This window comes from Pseudomonas sp. NFACC05-1 (assembly GCF_900100135.1).
Lineage (GTDB): Bacteria > Pseudomonadota > Gammaproteobacteria > Pseudomonadales > Pseudomonadaceae > Aquipseudomonas > Aquipseudomonas fluorescens_Q.
The window spans coordinates 50,691-70,974 of the sequence record NZ_FMTR01000003.1 but is presented as its reverse complement, the minus strand read 5'-3'; the positions used below and the strand labels follow the sequence as shown (position 1 = coordinate 70,974).

20 protein-coding genes are annotated in these 20,284 nt (G+C 61.4%); 15 read left to right on the top strand and 5 right to left on the bottom strand.

Annotation, left to right across the window (positions count from 1 at the left end; translation table 11 throughout):
• Nucleotides 1-33 precede the first annotated feature (33 nt).
• The 4 genes from BLO97_RS06610 (at nt 34) to BLO97_RS06595 (ending at nt 3,293) form a co-directional block, all read left to right on the top strand.
• The gene (locus tag BLO97_RS06610; RefSeq protein ID WP_092345387.1) at nt 34-843 is read left to right on the top strand and encodes a MetQ/NlpA family ABC transporter substrate-binding protein; all 810 of its coding nucleotides are present in this window, start codon (nt 34-36) and stop codon (nt 841-843) included.
• Between the two features lies 1 nt (nt 844).
• Nucleotides 845-1,969 carry a methionine ABC transporter ATP-binding protein gene (locus BLO97_RS06605; protein WP_092222222.1) on the top strand — a complete coding sequence of 375 codons (1,125 nt, stop codon included), beginning with the start codon at nt 845-847 and terminating at the stop codon, nt 1,967-1,969.
• Nucleotides 1,959-2,603, top strand: a complete 645-nt coding sequence (locus BLO97_RS06600) for a methionine ABC transporter permease (protein ID WP_092146587.1) — start codon at nt 1,959-1,961, stop codon at nt 2,601-2,603. The genes BLO97_RS06605 and BLO97_RS06600 overlap by 11 nt, the downstream gene beginning before the upstream one ends.
• Nucleotides 2,604-2,666: 63 nt before the next feature.
• The gene (locus tag BLO97_RS06595; RefSeq protein WP_063323438.1) at nt 2,667-3,293 is read left to right on the top strand and encodes a class I SAM-dependent methyltransferase; all 627 of its coding nucleotides are present in this window, start codon (nt 2,667-2,669) and stop codon (nt 3,291-3,293) included.
• A gap of 213 nt (nt 3,294-3,506) precedes the next feature.
• On the opposite strand, the gene BLO97_RS06590 is transcribed toward BLO97_RS06595, so the two are convergent.
• Nucleotides 3,507-4,085, bottom strand: a complete 579-nt coding sequence (locus tag BLO97_RS06590; protein WP_092146591.1) for a transporter substrate-binding domain-containing protein — start codon at nt 4,083-4,085, stop codon at nt 3,507-3,509.
• Between the two features lie 133 nt (nt 4,086-4,218).
• Here BLO97_RS06590 and BLO97_RS06585 point away from each other — a divergent pair, with 133 nt between their 5' ends.
• Nucleotides 4,219-4,644, top strand: a complete 426-nt coding sequence (locus BLO97_RS06585) for a DUF4399 domain-containing protein (protein ID WP_092146644.1) — start codon at nt 4,219-4,221, stop codon at nt 4,642-4,644.
• An 80-nt stretch (nt 4,645-4,724) separates the two neighbouring features.
• On the opposite strand, the gene serA is transcribed toward BLO97_RS06585, so the two are convergent.
• A complete protein-coding gene (gene serA, locus BLO97_RS06580; RefSeq protein WP_003186856.1) occupies nt 4,725-5,954 on the bottom strand; it encodes a phosphoglycerate dehydrogenase in 1,230 nt (409 codons plus the stop codon).
• A gap of 205 nt (nt 5,955-6,159) precedes the next feature.
• Between serA and BLO97_RS06570 the strand changes: the two genes are divergently transcribed.
• From BLO97_RS06570 to BLO97_RS06555, 4 genes are all read left to right on the top strand, one after another.
• Nucleotides 6,160-7,554 carry an FAD-binding oxidoreductase gene (locus tag BLO97_RS06570; RefSeq protein WP_092345383.1) on the top strand — a complete coding sequence of 465 codons (1,395 nt, stop codon included), beginning with the start codon at nt 6,160-6,162 and terminating at the stop codon, nt 7,552-7,554.
• Nucleotides 7,555-7,596: 42 nt separating this feature from the next.
• Entirely contained in the window at nt 7,597-8,262 is a 666-nt protein-coding gene (locus BLO97_RS06565; protein ID WP_063323441.1) for a fumarylacetoacetate hydrolase family protein, read from the top strand.
• 242 nt (nt 8,263-8,504) lie between these two features.
• Entirely contained in the window at nt 8,505-9,437 is a 933-nt protein-coding gene (locus tag BLO97_RS06560; protein ID WP_092146593.1) for an SdiA-regulated domain-containing protein, read from the top strand.
• A gap of 121 nt (nt 9,438-9,558) precedes the next feature.
• The gene (locus tag BLO97_RS06555; protein WP_092146595.1) at nt 9,559-10,476 is read left to right on the top strand and encodes an SdiA-regulated domain-containing protein; all 918 of its coding nucleotides are present in this window, start codon (nt 9,559-9,561) and stop codon (nt 10,474-10,476) included.
• 387 nt (nt 10,477-10,863) lie between these two features.
• Here the strand turns inward: BLO97_RS06555 and rpiA are convergent, their stop codons facing one another.
• Nucleotides 10,864-11,535 (bottom strand): ribose-5-phosphate isomerase RpiA, encoded by a 672-nt coding sequence (rpiA, locus tag BLO97_RS06550; protein WP_092345381.1) that lies wholly within the window; start codon nt 11,533-11,535, stop codon nt 10,864-10,866.
• A 137-nt stretch (nt 11,536-11,672) separates the two neighbouring features.
• Here rpiA and ilvA point away from each other — a divergent pair, with 137 nt between their 5' ends.
• Nucleotides 11,673-13,187 (top strand): threonine ammonia-lyase, biosynthetic, encoded by a 1,515-nt coding sequence (gene ilvA, locus BLO97_RS06545; RefSeq protein WP_063323445.1) that lies wholly within the window; start codon nt 11,673-11,675, stop codon nt 13,185-13,187.
• 144 nt (nt 13,188-13,331) lie between these two features.
• Nucleotides 13,332-13,757: a DUF2269 family protein gene (locus BLO97_RS06540; protein ID WP_092146597.1), complete on the top strand. Its 426-nt coding sequence runs from the start codon at nt 13,332-13,334 to the stop codon at nt 13,755-13,757.
• Between the two features lie 37 nt (nt 13,758-13,794).
• On the opposite strand, the gene BLO97_RS06535 is transcribed toward BLO97_RS06540, so the two are convergent.
• Nucleotides 13,795-14,451, bottom strand: a complete 657-nt coding sequence (locus BLO97_RS06535) for a histidinol-phosphatase (protein WP_092345379.1) — start codon at nt 14,449-14,451, stop codon at nt 13,795-13,797.
• Nucleotides 14,452-14,594: 143 nt separating this feature from the next.
• Here BLO97_RS06535 and BLO97_RS06530 point away from each other — a divergent pair, with 143 nt between their 5' ends.
• Entirely contained in the window at nt 14,595-15,074 is a 480-nt protein-coding gene (locus tag BLO97_RS06530) for an RNA pyrophosphohydrolase (protein ID WP_003186867.1), read from the top strand.
• Between the two features lie 22 nt (nt 15,075-15,096).
• Nucleotides 15,097-17,376, top strand: a complete 2,280-nt coding sequence (gene ptsP, locus BLO97_RS06525) for a phosphoenolpyruvate--protein phosphotransferase (protein ID WP_063323448.1) — start codon at nt 15,097-15,099, stop codon at nt 17,374-17,376.
• Between the two features lie 154 nt (nt 17,377-17,530).
• Here ptsP and BLO97_RS06520 read toward each other — a convergent pair whose 3' ends face one another.
• Nucleotides 17,531-18,277: an NRDE family protein gene (locus BLO97_RS06520; protein WP_092345377.1), complete on the bottom strand. Its 747-nt coding sequence runs from the start codon at nt 18,275-18,277 to the stop codon at nt 17,531-17,533.
• Between the two features lie 324 nt (nt 18,278-18,601).
• On the opposite strand from BLO97_RS06520, the gene BLO97_RS06515 reads away from it, so the two are divergent.
• Nucleotides 18,602-19,384 (top strand): sulfite exporter TauE/SafE family protein, encoded by a 783-nt coding sequence (locus BLO97_RS06515; RefSeq protein ID WP_057450605.1) that lies wholly within the window; start codon nt 18,602-18,604, stop codon nt 19,382-19,384.
• Between the two features lie 68 nt (nt 19,385-19,452).
• On the top strand, nt 19,453-20,262 hold the full coding sequence (gene lgt, locus BLO97_RS06510) for a prolipoprotein diacylglyceryl transferase (RefSeq protein ID WP_092146601.1): 810 nt from the start codon (nt 19,453-19,455) through the stop codon (nt 20,260-20,262).
• Nucleotides 20,263-20,284 lie beyond the last annotated feature (22 nt).

Below are 20,284 nucleotides of genomic sequence, written 5' to 3'. Positions count from 1 at the left end.
GAGACTCATCCATTAATGACTGGAACAACTGACATGACCCAGCAACTCCTGACCCTGCCAGTCAAAGCACTGGCCCTGGCCCTCGGCCTGTTCAGCTCGGCACTGTTTGCCGCCGACGCACCGTTGAAAATCGGCACCACCGCCGCGTTCGCCATTCCCCTGGAGGCCGCCGTGGAAGAGGCCAGCAAGCAAGGCCTGAAGGTCGAACTGGTGGAGTTCAGCGACTGGATAGCGCCCAACGTCAGCCTGGCCTCCGGCGACATCGACGTGAATTACTTCCAGCACATCCCGTTCCTGGAAAACGCCAAGGCCGCCGCCGGGTTCGATCTGGTGCCCTTTGCACCGGGGATCATCAACAACGTCGGCCTCTATTCGAAAAAATACAAAAGCTTCGACGAACTCCCGGAAGGCGCCAGCGTCGCCATTGCCAACGACCCGATCAACAGCGGTCGCGGCCTGCAACTGTTGGCCAAGGCCGGGCTGATCAGCCTCAAGCCGGGCGTCGGCTACAAGGCCACAGAAGACGATATCGTCGCCAACCCGAAGAAAGTCAAGATCCTGCAGGTCGAAGCCGTGCAACTGGTGCGCGCCTATGAAGACGCCGACCTGGTACAGGGCTACCCGGCCTACATCCGCCTGGCCAAGACCTTCGATGCCAGCTCTGCCTTGCTGTTCGACGGCCTCGATCACAAGGAATACGTGATTCAGTTCGTGATCCAGCCCAAGAGCAAGAACGATCCACGGCTGATCAAGTTCGTCGACATCTACCAACATTCGCCAGCCGTGCGCGCCGCCCTGGACAAGGCCCACGGCAAGCTCTATCAACCCGGCTGGGAAAGCTGACATGAACGCCGTCAATGCTCGACTTCGACAAGAAGCCCCCACACCCAGAAGCGCCAAACACACCGAACTGCATCCAGAGCTCAACCGCGCCCACGTGCGCTTCATCGGCCTGGGCAAGACCTACAACGGCGCCCAGGGTCCGGTGGCGGCGCTGCAAGGCATCGACCTGGCGATCCAGCGCGGCGAAGTGTTCGGCATCATCGGCCGCAGCGGCGCTGGCAAATCGTCGCTGATCCGCACCATCAACCGCCTCGAACAACCCACCAGTGGCCGGGTGTTGATCGATCAGATAGACATCGGCGAGTTCGATGAAGACCGCCTGGTGGAACTGCGTCGGCGCATCGGCATGATCTTCCAGCACTTCAACCTGATGTCGGCCAAGACCGTGTGGCAGAACGTCGAGCTGCCGCTGAAAGTCGCCGGCGTGCCCAAGGAGGAGCGCCAGCAGAAAGTTCGTGAGCTGTTGGAGCTGGTGGGTTTGCAGGGCAAGCACAAGGCCTACCCGGCGCAACTCTCGGGCGGACAGAAGCAGCGCGTCGGGATCGCCCGGGCGCTGGTCCATGATCCGCAGATCCTGCTCTGCGACGAGGCTACCTCGGCCCTGGACCCGGAAACCACTCAATCGATCCTCGGTTTGCTGCGTGAGATCAATCAGCGACTGGGCCTGACCATCGTGTTGATCACCCATGAAATGGCGGTGATTCGCGAGGTGTGTGACCGCGTGGTGGTCCTCGAGCAAGGTCGGATTGTCGAGCAGGGTCCGGTCTGGGAAGTGTTCGGTAACCCGCAACACGACGTCAGTCGAACACTGCTGGCCCCCCTGCAACACGCCATACCTGAAGAACTGCAAAGCCGCTTGCAGGCCCTGCCAGCATCGGCGGATGCCGCTACCGTGCTGCGCCTGCAATTCACCGGCATCGGGCGGGACGAACCGGACCTCGCGGCCTTGTTCAACGCCCTGGATGGTCGGGTTCGGCTACTGCACGGCGGCATCGAACGGATCCAAGGCCACGGGCTGGGACAATTACTGCTGGCGGTGAGTGGCTCGTCATGGAGCGCCGAAGAGCTGCGCCAACGTGCAGGCAATTGGGCGCAACAGGTGGAGGTGCTGGGCTATGTGGTTTGATCGGTTATTGCAGGGCTTCATCGACACCTTCCTGATGGTCGGCGTGTCGTCATTGATCGCTTTGCTGGCGGGCATTCCGCTGGCGGTGATTCTGGTCACCAGTGACAAGGGTGGGATCTATGAAGCGCCCGCCCTGAACCGCGTCCTGGGCGCGTTCGTGAACCTGTTCCGCTCGATACCGTTCCTGATCCTGATGGTGGCGCTGATTCCGTTCACGCGGCTGATCGTCGGCACCACCTACGGCGTCTGGGCGGCGGTGGTTCCCCTGACCATCGCCGCCACCCCGTTCTTCGCCCGCATCGCCGAAGTCAGTTTGCGGGAGGTCGACCATGGCCTGATCGAAGCGGCCCAGGCCATGGGGTGCCGACGCTGGCACATTGTCTGGCATGTGCTGCTGCCCGAAGCACGGCCGGGCATCGTCGGCGGTTTTACCATCACACTGGTGACCATGATCAACTCCTCGGCGATGGCCGGGGCAATCGGCGCTGGCGGCCTGGGGGACATCGCCTACCGGTATGGTTACCAGCGTTTCGACAGCCAGATCATGCTCACGGTGATCGTGTTGCTGGTGGCATTGGTGGCGTTGATTCAACTCGGTGGGGATCGGTTGGCGCGGGGCTTGAACAAGCGCTGACCTGAGCGATCAATGATCTTGCGGTATAGTCGGCTCACGCTCCCCCACTCCAAGCCAGCGACCATGAAACACACCCCCGACGACCTGCAAACCATCACCGCCACGACCCTGGGCCATTACAACGCGGTCGCCGACAGCTTTCGCGAAGGCACCCGTGATCACGACGTCAGCCAGAATATCGACGCGTTGCTGCGGCATATTCAGGCCCAGGCACCGTTGCACATCCTGGACTTCGGCTGCGGCCCCGGACGAGACCTGCGCACGTTCACCGCCATGGGCCATGTGGCGGTGGGCCTCGATGGCTCAGCGGAATTTGCCCGGATGGCGCGCCAGGACAGCGGGTGCGAAGTGTGGCAACAGGACTTTTTGAAACTCGACCTGCCGGCTGAACGCTTCGACGGGATCTTTGCCAACGCCGTGCTGTTTCATATCCCGGTCCAGGAACTGCCTCGGGTGCTGAAACAACTGCATGCCACGCTCAAGCCCGGCGGCGTGCTGTTCAGCTCCAACCCACGGGGCGAAAACCAGGAGGGCTGGAACGGCCAGCGCTTCGGCGCTTATCACGACCTCGCGGCCTGGCGCACGCTGCTCGGCGACGCAGGCTTCGTGGAACTGGAGCATTACTACCGACCGGCTGGGCTGCCGCGCGAGCAACAGCCTTGGTTGGCAAGTGTCTGGCGCAAGTCTTGAGGACAGGCCTGTTTGGACAGGGTGAGCGGTAACCATGTCCCCCGGTCCAAACAAGAACCCAGTGGCGAGGGAGCTTGCTCCCGCTCGGCGGCGCAGCCGTCGTAAAACCGGCTGACACGGTCTGCCTGGAGTTTTGCGTTATCCCGATTGGGGCTGCTTCAGCCCAGCGGGAGCAAGCTCCCTCGCCACAAAGTGTCGCGTTGAATCCAAGCCTCAATTGTTTTCCGCTGGCTGTTTTTCCAACCACTTCTGCGACAACCGCTCCAGCCTTCCATCCTCCTTGATACGTGTCAGGGCGTTGTCCAGGCTGGCCTTGAACGCCGGGTTGCCCTTCTGGAACGGAATCACCAGGCTCGGCGCCGGGTCGCTCTTTTTTTCGGGCTGGAACGACTGCGCCATGACCAGCGGGCGTGGCGTCTGCTCCTTGCTCGCCAGCAATTGTGCATCCGGCTGACTGTAAACGGCGCTGGTGTCGAAACGTTCCACCAGTTCCGGGGTCATTGCTATGTGGTTGATGGCGACGTCGTACTTGCCGCTCTCCACCCCGCTCATCAGGTCCCCGGCATCAGTGACCACGAAGTCGGGGCGTACATCGAGCTCACTGGCAAGCATTTCGCCCAGCTCCACTTCGAAACCAGTGAGTTTGCCGTCTTCCTTGAAGTTGAAGGGCGCGGCGTTGGCCTCAAGGGCAATGCGCAGTTCGCCACGGTCATTGATGTCATCGATCAGTTCGGCATGAGCCAGGGGACTCAAAAGGGGTAGCAGGCAGATCAGGCCAGGCAGAAAGCGCATGGTCACTCCTTTGTATTTATACAAGCGACGCTCGTTTCAGGCTCGCTTTGCTATGGTTGTTGCAGGCTTCGACAACGATTGGTCATGAAGTTGTCATGGCCAGGCGGATTTCATGGAAAAATTGGAGAAAAAAATGAAAAGCTTTATGTCTCGTGCCGCGTTGGCCGGCCTGTTGCTGAGTACTTCGATGCTGGCGACTGCCGCAACCCCCGCTCCCAAAGGCGCAGAGGTATTCATCGTTTCCCCGCAAGACGGCGCCACCGTTGCCCAGGAATTCAAGGTCAAGTTCGGCGTCAAGGACATCGCCCTGGCTCCGGCGGGTGATGTGACCAAAAACACCGGGCATCATCATCTGCTGATCGATGTCGACAAACTGCCCGCCGAAGGCGCACCGATTCCGACCGACGCCAACCACATGCACTTCGGCAAAGCGCAGACCGAAGCCACCATCAAGCTGGCCCCGGGCAAACATACCTTGCAGCTGATATTGGGTGACAGCGGCCATATGCCGTTCCATCCGACGATCGTGTCCAAGAAGATCACCGTCACCGTGAAGTAACGCAGGCAAAAAAACGGGAGCCCCTTACGAAGCTCCCGTTCTTTATTGCAAGCCAAACCTCAACTTGCCGTCCAACCTTCTTAGAACAACACCCGGCAACGAATGGTGCCGTTGATGTGCTGCAGCTTCTCTTGCGCCAGGTCCGAGTATTCGGCGTCGACGTCGATCACGACGTAGCCGACTTTCTCGTTGGTCTGCAGGAACTGACCGGAAATGTTGATGCCGTTTTCGGCGAAGACCTTGTTGATCTCGCTCATCACACCCGGGATGTTCTCGTGGATGTGCAACAGGCGATGCTTGCCAGGGTGTGCCGGCAGAGCCACTTCCGGGAAGTTCACGGACGATACCGACGTACCGTTGTCGCTGTACTTGACCAGTTTTTCCGCCACTTCCAGACCGATGTTGGCCTGGGCTTCAGCGGTGGAACCGCCGATGTGCGGGGTCAGGATCACGTTGTCCAGGCCACGCAGCGGGCTTTCGAAGATGTCGTCGTTGGAGCGCGGCTCCACCGGGAACACGTCGATGGCGGCGCCGATCAGGTGCTTGTCCTTGATCGCGTCGGCCAGGGCATCGAGCTTGACCACGGTGCCACGCGCGGCGTTGATCAGGATCCCGCCCTTCTTGATGGCACGGATTTCCTTCTCGCCGATCATCCACTGGGTGGCAGCGGTTTCCGGCACGTGCAGGGTCACGATGTCGGACATGCCCAGCAACTCGTGCAGGTTGTTGACCTGGGTGGCGTTGCCCAAGGGCAGTTTGGTCACGGTGTCGTAGAAGAACACCTGCATGCCAAGGCCTTCAGCCAGTACCGACAACTGGGTGCCGATCGAGCCGTAACCGACGATACCCAGCTTCTTGCCGCGGATTTCGAAGGAGTTGGCCGCACTCTTGATCCAGCCGCCACGGTGGCAGGAAGCGTTCTTCTCAGGGATGCCGCGCAGCAGCAGGATCGCTTCGGCCAACACCAGTTCGGCAACGGAACGGGTGTTGGAGTACGGCGCGTTGAACACCGCGATGCCGCGCTCGCGCGCCGCATTGAGGTCAACCTGGTTGGTGCCGATGCAGAAGCAGCCGACCGCCACCAGTTTCTTGGCGTGGTCGAAGATCTCTTCGGTCAATTGAGTACGGGAGCGAATGCCGATGAAGTGAGCATCGGCGATCTTTTCCTTGAGCTGGGCTTCCGGCAGAGAACTGGTGATGTACTCGATGCTGGTGTAGCCCGCCGACTTGAGGACGTCGACAGCCGATTGGTGGACGCCTTCGAGAAGAAGGAACTTGATCTTGCTCTTATCGAGAGAAGTCTTGCTCATCTGCGTAAACCTGTGTCCCGGAGAAAAATGGCAGGGAATCGGACAGCGCATGCTGGCCCGACCGGCGTGACAGCCGTCGCCGCAGAACAGCCGTTGGGCACTACGCTGCGGGGTCGGTATGCTAGCATATGCACCCCGCTAAACACTCATTCCTGCGACGTGAAGCGTTCTCAGGATGACCATGAATTGTTCGAGAGTTCTGTCGATGACCAATCCTGCCCTGATAGATGAGCTGAAGACCCTGGTTGAGCCTGGCAAGGTCCTGACCGATGCCGACTCCCTGAACGCTTACGGCAAGGATTGGACCAAGCATTTCGCCCCGGCGCCCACGGCCATCGTCTTTCCCAAGACCACCGAGCAGGTCCAGGCCATCGTGCGCTGGGCCAATGAACACAAGGTCGCGCTGGTGCCGTCGGGCGGGCGTACCGGGCTTTCCGCCGCCGCCGTGGCGGCCAACGGCGAAGTGGTCGTGTCATTCGACTACATGAACCAGGTGCTCGACGTGAACCTCACCGACCGCACCGCGGTCTGCCAGCCTGGCGTGGTCACCGAACAACTGCAGAACAAGGCCGAAGAACATGGCCTGTACTATCCGGTAGACTTCGCTTCCGCCGGTTCCAGCCAGATTGGCGGCAACATCGGCACCAATGCCGGCGGGATCAAGGTCATTCGCTACGGCATGACCCGCAACTGGGTGGCGGGCATGAAGGTCGTCACCGGCAAGGGTGACCTGCTGGAGCTGAACAAGGACCTGATCAAGAACGCCACCGGCTATGACTTGCGGCAGCTGTTCATCGGCGCCGAAGGCACCCTGGGCTTCGTGGTCGAGGCCACCATGCGCCTGGACCGTGCGCCGAAAAACCTCACCTCCATGGTGCTCGGCACGCCGGACTTCGATTCGATCATGCCGGTGCTGCACGCCTTCCAGGGCAAGCTGGACCTGACCGCCTTCGAATTTTTCTCCGACAAGGCCCTGGCCAAGGTCCTCGCTCGCGGCGACGTGCCAGCACCGTTCGAAACCGAGTGCCCGTTCTACGCCCTGCTGGAATTCGAAGCCACCACTGAAGAAGTCGCCAATCACGCCCTGGAAACCTTCGAGCATTGCGTGGAGCAAGGCTGGGTGCTGGACGGCGTGATGAGCCAGAGCGAAACCCAACTGCAGAACCTGTGGAAGCTGCGCGAATACATTTCCGAAACCATCTCCCACTGGACGCCGTACAAGAACGACATCTCGGTGACCGTCTCCAAGGTTCCGGGTTTCTTGCGGGAAATCGACGCGATCGTCGGCGAACACTACCCGGACTTCGAAATCGTCTGGTTTGGCCACATCGGCGACGGCAACCTGCACCTGAACATCCTCAAGCCGGAAAACCTGAGCAAGGATGAGTTCTTCGCCAAGTGCGCGACCGTGAACAAATGGGTCTTTGAGACCGTCGAGAAGTACAACGGCTCGATTTCCGCCGAACACGGCGTGGGCATGACCAAGCGCGACTACCTGACCTATAGTCGTTCACCTGTGGAAATCGAGTACATGAAAGCGGTGAAGGCGGTATTCGACCCGAACGGCATCATGAACCCGGGCAAGATTTTCGCGATTTGACGCCTAAAAACACCTGATGAATCCCAGAAGCAGGAGCCGGTAATGAGCTATCAGCACCAGTATGTCGACGGTACACGTATTCATTTTCCGGTAGGGAAAGTGGTGTGCATTGGCCGCAACTACGCCGAACATGCAAAGGAACTGGATAACCCGGTACCCACCGAACCCTTGCTGTTCATCAAGCCAGGCAGTTGCGTGGTGCCGCTGGAAGGTGGTTTCAGCATTCCTGCCGACCGTGGCTCGGTGCACTACGAGGCGGAAATCGCCGTGCTGATCGGCAAGCCGCTGTCCACCAAGCCCAGCGCTGAAGAAGTACTGGACGCGATCTCCGGCTTCGCCCCGGCCCTGGACCTGACCCTGCGGGACAAGCAGGCCGAGCTCAAGGCCAAGGGCCTGCCGTGGGAAGTGGCCAAGTCCTTCGACGGCGCGGCGGTGCTCGCACCGTTCGTGTCGAACGGCACCTTTGCCGACCTGACCGACATCCCCGTTCGCCTGACCATCAACGGTGAAGTGCGCCAGGACGGTAATAGCAGCCTGATGCTCAATCCCATTGTGCCGATGATCCAATACATGGCCGGCTGCTTCTCGTTGCAGGCCGGCGACGTGATCCTCACCGGCACCCCGGCAGGCGTCGGGCCGCTGAATGCAGGCGATGAACTGGTACTGGAGTTGCCGGGAGCGAGCCGCTTCGAAAGCAGCGTTCGCTAACTCGGTTTTGTGACCGCTAGAGATCATGTGGGAGCTGGCTTGCTCGCGAAGGCGGTATAACGGTCGGCATAAAGATGTTGCACCTGATGGCCCCTTCGCGAGCAAGCCCGCTCCCACAGGCATCCAGCTTTCCCGAGCCCAAGGTTTTACCGTTTTTTTCACATGCCATCCGGATAATTCCGGGGAATGCGGCATCTGAGCCAGCCACTCCCCTAGCCGAATTTTCTGGAACGCATTCCCCGATGGCCAAAACCCAAGCACTGTTTGCCGCCAAACCCGCCCGCCGCTCCCGCTTCGCCCTGCCCTGGTATGCCTGGTCGCTGCTGGCAGTGGCCGCAGCCTATGGCCTGGCGTTTGCGATGCATTGGGACGACCGCGGCCTGCTTTGGCTATCGGAACACTTCCAGAGCCCAGCCGAGCGCCAGGCGAGCATCTGGTTGCCGGACTACCATGCCGTGATCGACGCCAAGCCGCTACCCGGCTTGGAGAAGGACGAGGCGTCCGATGTGACCTACAACCCGCAGACCAAGACACTGTTCGCCGTCATGGGCAAGAACCCGTTCCTGGTGGAGCTGACCCTGCAAGGCGATGTGCTGCGCAAGATGCCGTTGGTGGGCTGGAGCAACCCCGAGGGCGTGACTTATATGGAAGACGGCCTGCTGGCTATCACCGACGAACGAAGTCACACGTTGACCATCGTCCACGTTGGTGCCGACACCCGCGAATTGAACAACGCCGATTTCCCCCACTACGATCTAGGCCCATCCAAGAACAAGAACAAAGGGTTCGAAGCGATCGCCTGGGACCCGCGCAACCAGCAACTGGTACTCGGAGAGGAACGCCCGCCGGCGCTGTTCACCTGGAAAAGCGATGGTAGCCAATTGCTCAAGGGCAACAAGCAAATCCATGTCAGCAATGAACTGGACCTGCGCAACCTCTCGGCACTGGCGATCGATCCGCGCACCGGTCACATGCTGGTGCTTTCGGCCGACTCCCATCTGCTGCTGGAACTGGACGAAAAAGGCGAGCAGGTCAGCTTCATGACCTTGCTGGGCGGCTTCAACGGCCTGAAAGACACAATCCCTCGTGCCGAAGGCATCACCGTCGATGAGGCCGGCAATCTGTACATGGTCAGCGAACCGAATCTGTTCTATCGTTTCGAAAAACAGCGCTGACAGCACCAACTCTGTAGGATAAATCCTCCATTGTTGTAGGGTGTGGCACACAGCCATTAAGCTTCAGTTCAGGCAACCGTGGTATTTCCAGGCACCTGTTCTTATCCGAGCCCACCCCAACATGCGTCGACTCGCCCGCCCCAAACCCTTGATCCTGATACTGCTGACGCTGGCGCTGATCTTCCTGATCGCCGCCGGCCAGCATCTGCGCCTGTTCGAACGCGCCTGGTTCAACCTCAACACCCTCTGGCGAACCCCCAGCGAACAGGCCATCGCCCTGGACCAATACCGAGTCACGCTCGAGGCGCAGGCGATCGACGGCCTGGACGATGACGTTTCAGCGCTGACGTTCGATCCGATCCGCAAGAGCCTGTTCACCGTCACCAATAAAAATGCCGAGCTGGTCGAGTTATCGCTGGACGGCAAGATTTTGCGGCGCATCGCCCTGATCGGCTTTGGCGATCCGGAGGCGGTGGAGTTCATCAGCGAAGACATCTACGTCATCACCGACGAGCGTCAGCAGCGCCTGATCAAGATTCACCTGGAAGAGGACACCCAATTCATCGACGCCGCCGAAGCCGAACAGATAACCCTGGGCGTGCACATGAGCGGCAACAAGGGGTTCGAAGGGCTGGCCTACGATTCGGTAGGCAAACGCCTGTTCGTGGCGAAGGAACGCGACCCGATGCTGATTTATGAAGTGCATGGGTTTCCCCATCACAATCCGGAAAAATCCTATGCCGTCCATGTGATCAACAACCCCAAGCGCGATGCCGGGCTGTTCGTACGCGACCTCTCAAGCCTGCAATACGACGAACGCAGCGGCCACTTACTGGCGCTGTCCGAGGAGTCGCGGCTGATTATCGAATTGGATATTGACGGCCGGCCGCTGAGCACGCTGTCGTTGAGCAAGGGCCGCCACGGCTTGCAAAAAACCGTGCCCCAGGCCGAGGGCCTCGCCATGGACGACGATGGCAACCTGTATCTGGTGAGCGAGCCGAATCTGTTCTATGTGTTCAAGAAGCCGCAGCCTGATTGAACAGATAGGAAAAGATCCCGCGGCAAGCCCACCCGATCACTCAAGACCGACCTGAATCATTGTGGCGAGGGAGCTTGCTCCCGCTTGAGTGCGAAGCGCTCACCGCTTTTTTGGGGCCGCTTCGCGCCCCAGCGGGAGCAAGCTCCCTCGCCACAAAAGCATCCCGGTCGACCAACCGATTTGCGCTTGAAACTGACACTGATTCGAGGCATTCCCTTGACCCGCGCCGTGCCCAATTCCCGTGGCGAGGGAGCTTGCTCCCGCTGGGCCGCGCAGCGGCCCTAAAACCCGGCAACGCTGTGGATCAGGTTGATTGGGTGGGCTTGAGAGGGGGCTGCTACGCAACCCAGCGGGAGCAAGCTCCCTCGCCACAGTCACAACAGCGGATCAAGCCTTGAGGGTCTTCACCCCTTCAGGGGTCCCCAGCAGCAGCACATCAGCAGGACGCGCAGCGAACAAACCGTTGGTGACCACGCCCACGATGGCGTTGATCTGGCTTTCCAGTTCCACCGGGTTAGTGATCTGCAGGTTGTGTACGTCGAGGATGATGTTGCCGTTATCGGTCAGCACGCCTTCGCGATACACCGGGTCACCACCCAGTTTCACCAGTTCGCGGGCCACATAACTGCGGGCCATCGGGATGACTTCCACGGGCAACGGGAACGCGCCCAGCACCGGCACCAGCTTGCTGGCGTCGGCAATGCAGATGAAGGTCTTGGCCACGGCCGCGACGATCTTCTCGCGAGTCAGGGCCGCGCCGCCGCCCTTGATCAGGTTCAGGTGCGCGTCGCTTTCATCGGCGCCGTCGATATAGAACTCCAGGTCGCTCACGGTGTTGAGCTCGTACACCGGAATCCCGTGGCCCTTGAGGCGCGCGGCGGTGGCTTCGGAGCTGGCGACCGCGCCGTCGAACGCACCCTTGTGTTGCGCCAGCGCGTCGATGAAGCAATTGGCCGTAGAGCCGGTGCCAACCCCGACAATGCTCTTGTCATCCAGCTTCGGGAGGATGAGGTCGACGGCGGCCTGGGCCACGGCCTGTTTGAGTTGATCCTGGGTCATGCGGGCTCCGAAAGCGGGCAGGAAGTAAAGAGGGGCGCGAGTATAACCCAACAAAACCTTGGGATTCGTGTGGTCGCCCAGCTAAAAGCCGGGTTAGACTCCTTGGCCCTGCCCAACCCGCTCAGTGATGCTTTCCGATGCTTGAACAGTACGTCAAAAAGATCCTCACCTCGCGCGTTTACGACGTTGCCGTAGAAACCCCGCTGCAGTCCGCTCGCCAGCTCTCCGAGCGGCTGGGCAACAGCATCTTGCTCAAGCGCGAAGACTTGCAGCCGGTGTTCTCGTTCAAGATTCGCGGGGCCTACAACAAGCTGACCCAGCTCAGCGACGAAGAGCGCGCACGCGGCGTGGTCACCGCTTCGGCAGGCAACCATGCCCAGGGCCTGGCCCTGGCGGCCAAGGTACTGGGGGTCAAGGCCACCATCGTGATGCCCAAGACCACCCCGGAAATCAAGGTCGAAGGCGTGCGCTCACGTGGCGGCAAGGTGGTGCTGCACGGTGACTCGTTCCCCGAAGCCCTGGCCTACTCGCTGAAACTGGTCGACGAAAAAGGCTACGTCTACATCCACCCGTATGACGATCCCCACACCATTGCCGGGCAGGGCACCGTGGCGATGGAAATCCTGCGCCAGCACCCGGGGCGCCTGGATGCGATCTTCGTCCCGGTGGGCGGTGGCGGGCTGATTGCCGGGATCGCGGCCTACGTGAAATACCTGCGCCCGGACATCAAGATCATCGGCGTCGAGCCGGACGACTCCAATTGCCTGCAAGCGGCCATGGCCGCTGGCGAGCGCGTGGTCCTGCCGACCGTGGGGCTGTTCGCCGACGGCGTCGCCGTGGCACAGATCGGCCAGCACACCTTCGACATCTGCAAGCATTACGTGGACGAAGTGATCACCGTCAGCACCGACGAGATCTGCGCTGCGATCAAGGATATCTACGACGATACCCGCTCGATCACCGAACCTGCCGGCGCGTTGGGTGTGGCCGGGATCAAGAAGTACGTCGAGTCGCGCGGCATCAGCGGCCAGACCCTGGTGGCCATCGACTCCGGCGCCAACGTCAACTTCGACCGCTTGCGCCACGTTGCCGAACGCGCCGAACTGGGCGAGGGCCGCGAAGCGATCATCGCCGTGACCATCCCCGAGCAGCCGGGCAGCTTCAAGGCGTTCTGTGAAGCCGTCGGCAAGCGCCAGATCACCGAATTCAACTATCGCTACAACACCGGCAGTGAGGCGCACATCTTCGTTGGCGTGCAGACCCACCCGGAAAACGACCCGCGCAGCGCGCTGATCGCCAGCCTGACCGAACAAGGCTTCCCGGTGCTGGACCTGACCGACAATGAACTGGCCAAATTGCACATTCGCCACATGGTCGGCGGGCATGCGGCCCATGTCATCGACGAAGTGGTGCTGCGCTTCGAATTCCCGGAACGCCCGGGCGCGCTGTTCAACTTCCTCAACAAGCTGGGCGGACGCTGGAACATCTCGATGTTCCACTACCGCAACCATGGCGCGGCGGATGGCCGTGTGGTCGCCGGGCTACAGGTGCCGCACGACGAGCGCCACCTGGTGCCGGCCGCCCTGGAAGAAATCGGCTACCCGTACTGGGATGAAAGCGATAACCCGGCGTATCAGCTGTTCTTGGGGTGAACCTTGTGGCGAGGGAGCTTGCTCCCGCTTGAGTGCGAAGCGCTCACTGCTTTTTTTGGGGCCGCTTCGCGACCCAGCGGGAGCAAGCTCCCTCGCCACAGGGGGGTCTAAGCTGTGCTGGACAAGTCATAAGGAAATCGAACCATGGAAACGTTGACCCTCCTGAAAATCGCCCACGTCGTAGCCACGGTTCTGCTGTTGGCGGGCGCCCTCGGGCTGGCCCTCTGGGTCTGGCGCACGCGCCGCAACGGCGATGCCACGGCGGCGGCACGCACGCTGCAACGTCCGCGACTGTTCGTCTGGCTGGTGATGATCCTGGCATTGGCAAGCCTGCCGTTTACGGGCTGGTGGATGGTGCATCAGGTTGGCTGGTCGCTGGGGCAGACCTGGTTGCTGGCTTCCAGCGTGCTCTACACCGTGGCGGCGCTGGCGGGGTTCTGGTTGGTGGTGCGACTGAACAAATTGCGCAAGACGCCGGGAGGTAGCGGGAAGTTTACCTTTGCCTTGGCGCTGTTCAGTGTTGCCTGCTTTATCGCCATTGCGGGGTTGATGGGCGCCAAGCCGGTTTGAGGCGTTAGACCGCGCCGGCTTGCTCGCGATAGCTGTTTCAGCCACGCAGACTGATTATCGGCCAACCCCGCTTCTGGGCCTCCGCCCGAAGATTCGGATCCGGATCCACCGCCACCGGATGCGTCACCACCTCCAGCAGCGCCAGGTCGTTCATCGAATCGCTGTAGAAATAGCTGCCGTCGAGCGAATGCCCGGTCTCTTCCAGCCAACGGTTCAGCCGAGTCACCTTGCCCTCGCGAAAGCACGGGACATCCGTGCTGCGCCCGCTGTAGCGCCCGTCGATCATCTCGCACTCGGTGGCGATCAGGGTTTCGACGCCCAGGCGCTCGGCAATCGGCCCGGTGACAAAGCGGTTGGTGGCGGTGATGATCACCAGCTTGTCGCCAGCGTCACGGTGTTTTTCCAGCAATTCGATGGCCTGGGGCAACACGATCGGCTCGATGCAGTCGCGCATGTAGTCCAGGTGCCATTGGGCCAGCACGTCCATTTCGGTACGACCGAGGATTTCCAGGCAAAAATTCAGGTACTCGGCGTTGTCGAGCTTGCCGGCCAGGTAATCCTGGTAGAACGCGTCGTTGCGTGCCTTGTATGTGACAGCGTCCAGGAAACCGCGCTCGCACAGGTAATCGCCCCACGCGTGGTCGCTGTCGCCGCCCAGCAATGTGTTATCCAAGTCGAATAAAGCCAGCCGCATTGCAGTTACTCGCTGAAAAATCTGAAGAAAGGCGTCCAGAATACGGACTTTTCACAAGAGTGCACATAAGCTAGGCGGGCTCGTTGCTGCTTTCACAACCTTTGTGGAACAATGCGGCGACATGCGTTTGCGAGGTTGTTGCCGTGATCGACCCCGATGGTTTCCGCCCCAATGTGGGGATCATTCTTACGAATGATGCAGGGCAGGTGCTATGGGCTCGCCGTATCAATCAAGACGCCTGGCAGTTTCCTCAGGGCGGGATCAACCCCCAGGAGACGCCGGAAGAGGCCTTGTACCGCGAGTTGAACGAAGAAGTGGGGCTTGAGCGAGAAGATGTCGAAATACTCGCCTGCACCCGCGGCTGGTTGCGCTATCGTTTGCCGCAACGCCTGGTCAGGACGCACAGCCAACCGCTGTGCATCGGCCAGAAGCAGAAATGGTTTCTCCTGCGCCTGATCTCCAACGAGCAGCGGGTGCGGATGGATTTGACCGGTAAACCGGAGTTCGATGGCTGGCGCTGGGTCAGCTATTGGTATCCGTTGGGCCAGGTGGTGACATTCAAGCGCGAAGTGTACCGACGCGCTCTCAAAGAGCTTGCCCCGCGCCTGCTGACGCGCGACTGACGACGGAGTTCGACCCCGAGCCATGCTCAATACGCTGCGCAAGATCGTCCAGGAAGTTAACTCCGCCAAGGATCTCAAGGCGGCGTTGGGGATTATTGTATTGCGTGTCAAAGAGGCCATGGGCAGCCAGGTCTGCTCGGTCTACCTGCTGGATCCCGAGACCAATCGTTTCGTGTTGATGGCCACCGAGGGCTTGAACAAGCGCTCCATCGGCAAAGTCAGCATGGCCCCCAATGAAGGCCTGGTCGGTCTGGTCGGCACACGCGAAGAACCCCTGAACCTCGAAAACGCCGCGGATCACCCGCGCTACCGCTACTTCGCCGAAACCGGCGAAGAACGCTACGCCTCGTTCCTCGGGGCACCGATCATCCACCACCGCCGCGTTGTCGGCGTGTTGGTCATCCAGCAAAAAGAACGCCGCCAGTTCGATGAGGGTGAAGAAGCCTTCCTCGTGACCATGAGCGCGCAACTGGCCGGCGTTATCGCCCACGCCGAGGCCACCGGCTCGATCAGCGGCCTGGGGCGCCAGGGCAAGGGCATCCAGGAAGCCAAGTTCGTCGGCGTGCCGGGTTCACCGGGCGCGGCGGTGGGTACGGCGGTGGTCATGTTGCCACCCGCCGACCTGGACGTGGTGCCGGACAAGGCCATCACCGATATCGACGCCGAGCTGGGCTTGTTCAAGACCGCCATCGAAGGCGTACGCGCCGACATGCGCGCCCTGTCGGCCAAGCTGGCAACGCAGCTGCGCCCTGAAGAGCGCGCGCTGTTCGACGTTTACCTGATGATGCTCGACGATGCCTCCCTGGGCAGCGAAGTGACCACCGTCATCAAGACCGGCCAGTGGGCCCAGGGCGCACTGCGCCAGGTGGTGACCGACCACGTCAACCGCTTCGAACTGATGGACGACGCCTACCTGCGCGAGCGGGCCTCGGACGTCAAGGACCTTGGCCGCCGGTTGCTGGCCTACTTGCAGCAAGAGCGCCAGCAGACCCTGGTCTACCCCGACAACACCATCCTGGTCAGTGAAGAACTGACGCCGGCCATGCTCGGCGAAGTGCCCGAAGGCAAACTGGCGGGACTGGTCTCGGTACTGGGTTCGGGCAACTCCCACGTAGCGATCCTGGCCCGGGCCATGGGCATCCCGACGGTGATGGGCCTGGTGGACCTGCCGTACTCCAAGGTCGACGGCATCCAGATGATCGTCGATGGCTACCACGGCGAGGTCTACACCAACCCCAGCGACGTGCTGCGCAAGCAGTTTGCCGATGTGGTCGAGGAAGAAAAGCAACTGTCCCTGGGACTGGATGCGCTGCGGGACCTGCCGTGCGTGACGCTCGACGGCCACCGCATGCCACTGTGGGTAAACACCGGCCTGCTGGCCGACGTGGCCCGGGCGCAGAAACGTGGCGCCGAGGGCGTGGGCCTGTACCGCACTGAAGTGCCGTTCATGATCAACCAGCGCTTCCCCAGCGAAAAGGAACAGCTGGCGATCTACCGCGAACAACTGGCCGCGTTCCACCCGCAACCGGTGACCATGCGCAGCCTGGACATTGGCGGCGACAAGTCCCTGTCCTACTTCCCGATCAAGGAAGACAACCCGTTCCTCGGCTGGCGCGGGATTCGCGTGACCCTCGACCACCCGGAAATCTTCCTGGTCCAGGCCCGTGCCATGCTCAAGGCCAGCGAAGGCCTGAACAACCTGCGCATCCTGTTGCCGATGATCTCCGGCACCCATGAACTGGAAGAAGCCCTGCACCTGATCCACCGGGCCTGGGGCGAAGTGCGCGACGAAGGCACCGACGTGCCGATGCCGCCGATTGGCGTGATGATCGAGATTCCGGCAGCGGTGTACCAGACCAAGGAATTGGCGCGACAGGTGGACTTCCTGTCGGTGGGCTCCAACGACCTGACCCAGTACCTGCTGGCCGTGGACCGCAACAACCCACGGGTCGCGGATCTGTACGACTATCTGCACCCGGCGGTGCTGCAAGCCTTGCAGAACGTGGTACGTGACGCCCATGCCGAAGGCAAGCCAGTGAGCATCTGCGGCGAAATGGCCGGCGACCCGGCCGCCGCAGTGCTGCTGATGGCGATGGGCTTCGACAGCTTGTCGATGAACGCCACCAACCTGCCGAAAGTGAAGTGGATGCTGCGCCAGATCAACCTCAGCAAGGCCCAGGAATTGCTCGCGGAGGTGATGACCATCGACAACCCGCAAGTGATCCACAGCTCCTTGCAACTGGCGCTGAAGAACCTTGGGTTGGCGCGGATGATCAATCCGGCTTCGAACAAGACGCTCTGACGAGCATTGGAGTGTGTGGCGAGGGAGCTTGCTCCCGCTGGAGTGCGAAGCACTCCCGATTGCGGTGATAGCGATAAGGGCAGTGTCTGCCAACTTGCGACTGCTTCGCAGCCGAGCGGGAGCAAGCTCCCTCGCCACGGGTTATCGCAGGCATTCAAATGTGCAGCTCCACCTCCCCCAAATGCCCCCCGTGGGGCCCGAAACTGCGCTCGACCATCTGCCGCGTCCCATCGGCATGGACAATCAGTGCCGTACTCGCCCGCGTCCCGTAAGCCGGGCTGGCGATGAACACACTCGATAGCAGCATCTCGGTCGCCACTCCCACCCCGGTATCAGGCAGCTCAGCCACCGGAGCAGGCCGCGGGTCGTTCAGCAGCGTAAGCAGTGCCTCGGGCTGCGGATCGTCCAGCACCTCGCCCAGCGCCGCGCGGGCCTTGAGCAGCTTGGGCCATGGCGTGTTCAACCCCGCGTTCGACAAGCCATAGAGCCCCTCGCCCAGCCGCTGCGGCTGGGCATCGCGGGCGTTGTGGTGCCACAGCTCGACGCCATCGCCGAGCAGCAGGTTGAACCCACCATACTCGCTGGCGCGGGGCACGATTTCGCTCAAATACTCGGTAATCGAAAGATTTCCGGTCAGGAACCGCGCCACCAATTCACCGCGCGACTTGAATGCCGGCAACTGGCCCGGGTCACGGATGTTGGTCAGCGCCGCAAAGCGCCCTTCGGCGCCAATGCCAAGCCAGGTGCCGCCGGCCTCCAGGTCGCGACCAGCATGCACATGGGGCGCATCAGGCCACTGGGCAAGGGGCAAGGTCGGCCGGGCGTAGAATTCGTCGCGGTTGGCCGCCACGATCAGCGGTTGGGCATGGCCGGGTCGCCAGGCAAATACGATCAGGCACATCAGGTCGTCCTGTTAACTATGCCAATCCGTTAAAAGAATAAAGCCGGACACCGCTGTTGTGGCGAGGGGATTTATCCCCGTTGGACTGCGCAGCAGTCCTAAAAACCTGACATCCAAGTGTGCCAGGTTGATTGAGTTGATGGTTTTGGGGCTGCTTCGCAGCCCAGCGGGGATAAATCCCCTCGCCACAAAGGTTCCGTTCCGGGTCAGCTATAGATCACTCTACCCAGACATGGCCCCCACATCCATCACCTTCAGTGGAGCCAGGGACCCTGGATCCGTTACCATGCCGCTCTTATTTCGGGGATGGGCGGGGAGAGTCTGGTGGAATTTGTGCTCTATCTGCTGCTCGGCGCCTGCGCCGGCGTGTTGGCCGGGTTGTTCGGCGTGGGGGGCGGGATCATCATCGTCCCGGTGCTGGTGTTCAGTTTCACCCTGCAGGGCTTCGACCCGCAGGTGCTGACGCACCTGGCCGTCGGCACCTCGCTGGCATCGATCATCTTCACCTCGGTCAATGCCGTACGCGAGCATCAACGCAAAGGCGCGGTGCGCTGGCCGGTGTTCGCCTGGATGACCGTCGGCATCCTGATCGGTGCCGGATTCGGCGCGATCACCGCCGAAGCGATTTCCGGCCCGCACCTGCAAAAGATCATCGGCGTGTTCGCCCTGATCGTTGCTCTGCAATTGGCCCTGGATTTCAAGCCCAACGCCAGTCGCAGCGTACCGGGCAAGGCCGGACTGACCCTGGCCGGCACGGTGATCGGCTGGGCCTCGGCGATTTTCGGCATCGGCGGCGGTTCGCTGACCGTACCGTTCCTGACCTGGCGCAGCGTGCCGATGCAGCAAGCAGTCGCGACCTCATCGGCCTGCGGACTGCCCATCGCCGTGGTCAGTGCACTAAGTTTCATGATTCTGGGCTGGCACGATCCGCTGCTGCCGGCCCATAGTCTCGGTTTTGTGTATTTGCCGGCGTTGCTGGGCATCGCCCTGACCAGCATGGTCTTCGCCCGCTTCGGTGCGCGACTGGCCCATCGCCTGTCGCCGCGCTTGCTCAAGCGGCTGTTCGCCGCCTTGCTATTCTGCGTGGGCTTGAGTTTTCTGTTCTGACGCAATCCTGGCTTAATCCCGAGGTGGCAGCGTCGCCCGGGTATTTTTGACGTTTACGAGGAATATCAATGCTGCCTTACCCGCAGATCGATCCGGTGGCCTTGGCCATCGGCCCGCTGAAAATCCACTGGTACGGCCTGATGTACCTGATCGGCATCGGCGGCGCCTGGTTGCTGGCGTCGCGTCGGCTCAACCGTTTCGACCCGACCTGGAACAAGGAAAAGCTCTCGGACCTGGTGTTCTGGCTGTCCATGGGCGTGATCGTCGGCGGGCGCCTGGGCTACGTGCTGTTCTACGACCTGAGTGCGTACCTGGCCAACCCGACGCTGATCCTCGAAGTCTGGAAGGGTGGCATGTCGTTCCACGGCGGGTTCATCGGCGTAATGCTGGCGGCGTTGTGGTTCGGCAAGCGCAACAACAAATCGTTTTTCGAGCTGATGGACTTCGTCGCGCCGATGGTGCCGATCGGCCTGGGCGCCGGGCGCATCGGCAACTTCATCAATGCCGAATTGTGGGGCAAGCCGACCGACGTGCCGTGGGCGATGATCTTCCCGCCGTTCAGCGACCCGGCGCAGTTGCCGCGCCACCCGTCGCAGCTTTACCAGTTTGCCCTCGAAGGCGTGGCATTGTTCCTGATCCTCTGGCTGTTCTCGCGCAAGCCGCGGCCAACCATGGCGGTGTCGGGCATGTTCGCGCTGTTCTACGGGATCTTCCGTTTCATCGTTGAATTCGTCCGCGTACCGGACGCCCAGCTCGGCTACCTGGCGTGGAACTGGCTGACCATGGGCCAGGTGCTCTGCCTGCCGATGATCGTCGGCGGCCTGGCACTGATCTGGCTGGCTTATCATCGAGCGCCGGCTGCCGCGGCCAAGGTTTAAAATTCGAACCCCGGGGCGCTGG

Bases quoted from the DNA above. Each gene is read 5' to 3' on its own strand.
- BLO97_RS06535 (WP_092345379.1), bottom strand. From the start codon at position 14,451: ATGCGGCTGGCTTTATTCGACTTGGATAACACATTGCTGGGCGGCGAC.
- BLO97_RS06555 (WP_092146595.1), top strand. From the start codon at position 9,559: ATGCGTCGACTCGCCCGCCCCAAACCCTTGATCCTGATACTGCTGACG.
- BLO97_RS06570 (WP_092345383.1), top strand. From the start codon at position 6,160: ATGACCAATCCTGCCCTGATAGATGAGCTGAAGACCCTGGTTGAGCCT.
- BLO97_RS06600 (WP_092146587.1), top strand. From the start codon at position 1,959: ATGTGGTTTGATCGGTTATTGCAGGGCTTCATCGACACCTTCCTGATG.
- ptsP (WP_063323448.1), top strand. From the start codon at position 15,097: ATGCTCAATACGCTGCGCAAGATCGTCCAGGAAGTTAACTCCGCCAAG.
- BLO97_RS06540 (WP_092146597.1), top strand. From the start codon at position 13,332: ATGGAAACGTTGACCCTCCTGAAAATCGCCCACGTCGTAGCCACGGTT.
- BLO97_RS06565 (WP_063323441.1), top strand. From the start codon at position 7,597: ATGAGCTATCAGCACCAGTATGTCGACGGTACACGTATTCATTTTCCG.
- BLO97_RS06605 (WP_092222222.1), top strand. From the start codon at position 845: ATGAACGCCGTCAATGCTCGACTTCGACAAGAAGCCCCCACACCCAGA.
- BLO97_RS06595 (WP_063323438.1), top strand. From the start codon at position 2,667: ATGAAACACACCCCCGACGACCTGCAAACCATCACCGCCACGACCCTG.
- BLO97_RS06585 (WP_092146644.1), top strand. From the start codon at position 4,219: ATGAAAAGCTTTATGTCTCGTGCCGCGTTGGCCGGCCTGTTGCTGAGT.
- BLO97_RS06590 (WP_092146591.1), bottom strand. From the start codon at position 4,085: ATGCGCTTTCTGCCTGGCCTGATCTGCCTGCTACCCCTTTTGAGTCCC.
- rpiA (WP_092345381.1), bottom strand. From the start codon at position 11,535: ATGACCCAGGATCAACTCAAACAGGCCGTGGCCCAGGCCGCCGTCGAC.
- lgt (WP_092146601.1), top strand. From the start codon at position 19,453: ATGCTGCCTTACCCGCAGATCGATCCGGTGGCCTTGGCCATCGGCCCG.
- serA (WP_003186856.1), bottom strand. From the start codon at position 5,954: ATGAGCAAGACTTCTCTCGATAAGAGCAAGATCAAGTTCCTTCTTCTC.
- BLO97_RS06610 (WP_092345387.1), top strand. From the start codon at position 34: ATGACCCAGCAACTCCTGACCCTGCCAGTCAAAGCACTGGCCCTGGCC.
- ilvA (WP_063323445.1), top strand. From the start codon at position 11,673: ATGCTTGAACAGTACGTCAAAAAGATCCTCACCTCGCGCGTTTACGAC.
- BLO97_RS06520 (WP_092345377.1), bottom strand. From the start codon at position 18,277: ATGTGCCTGATCGTATTTGCCTGGCGACCCGGCCATGCCCAACCGCTG.
- BLO97_RS06560 (WP_092146593.1), top strand. From the start codon at position 8,505: ATGGCCAAAACCCAAGCACTGTTTGCCGCCAAACCCGCCCGCCGCTCC.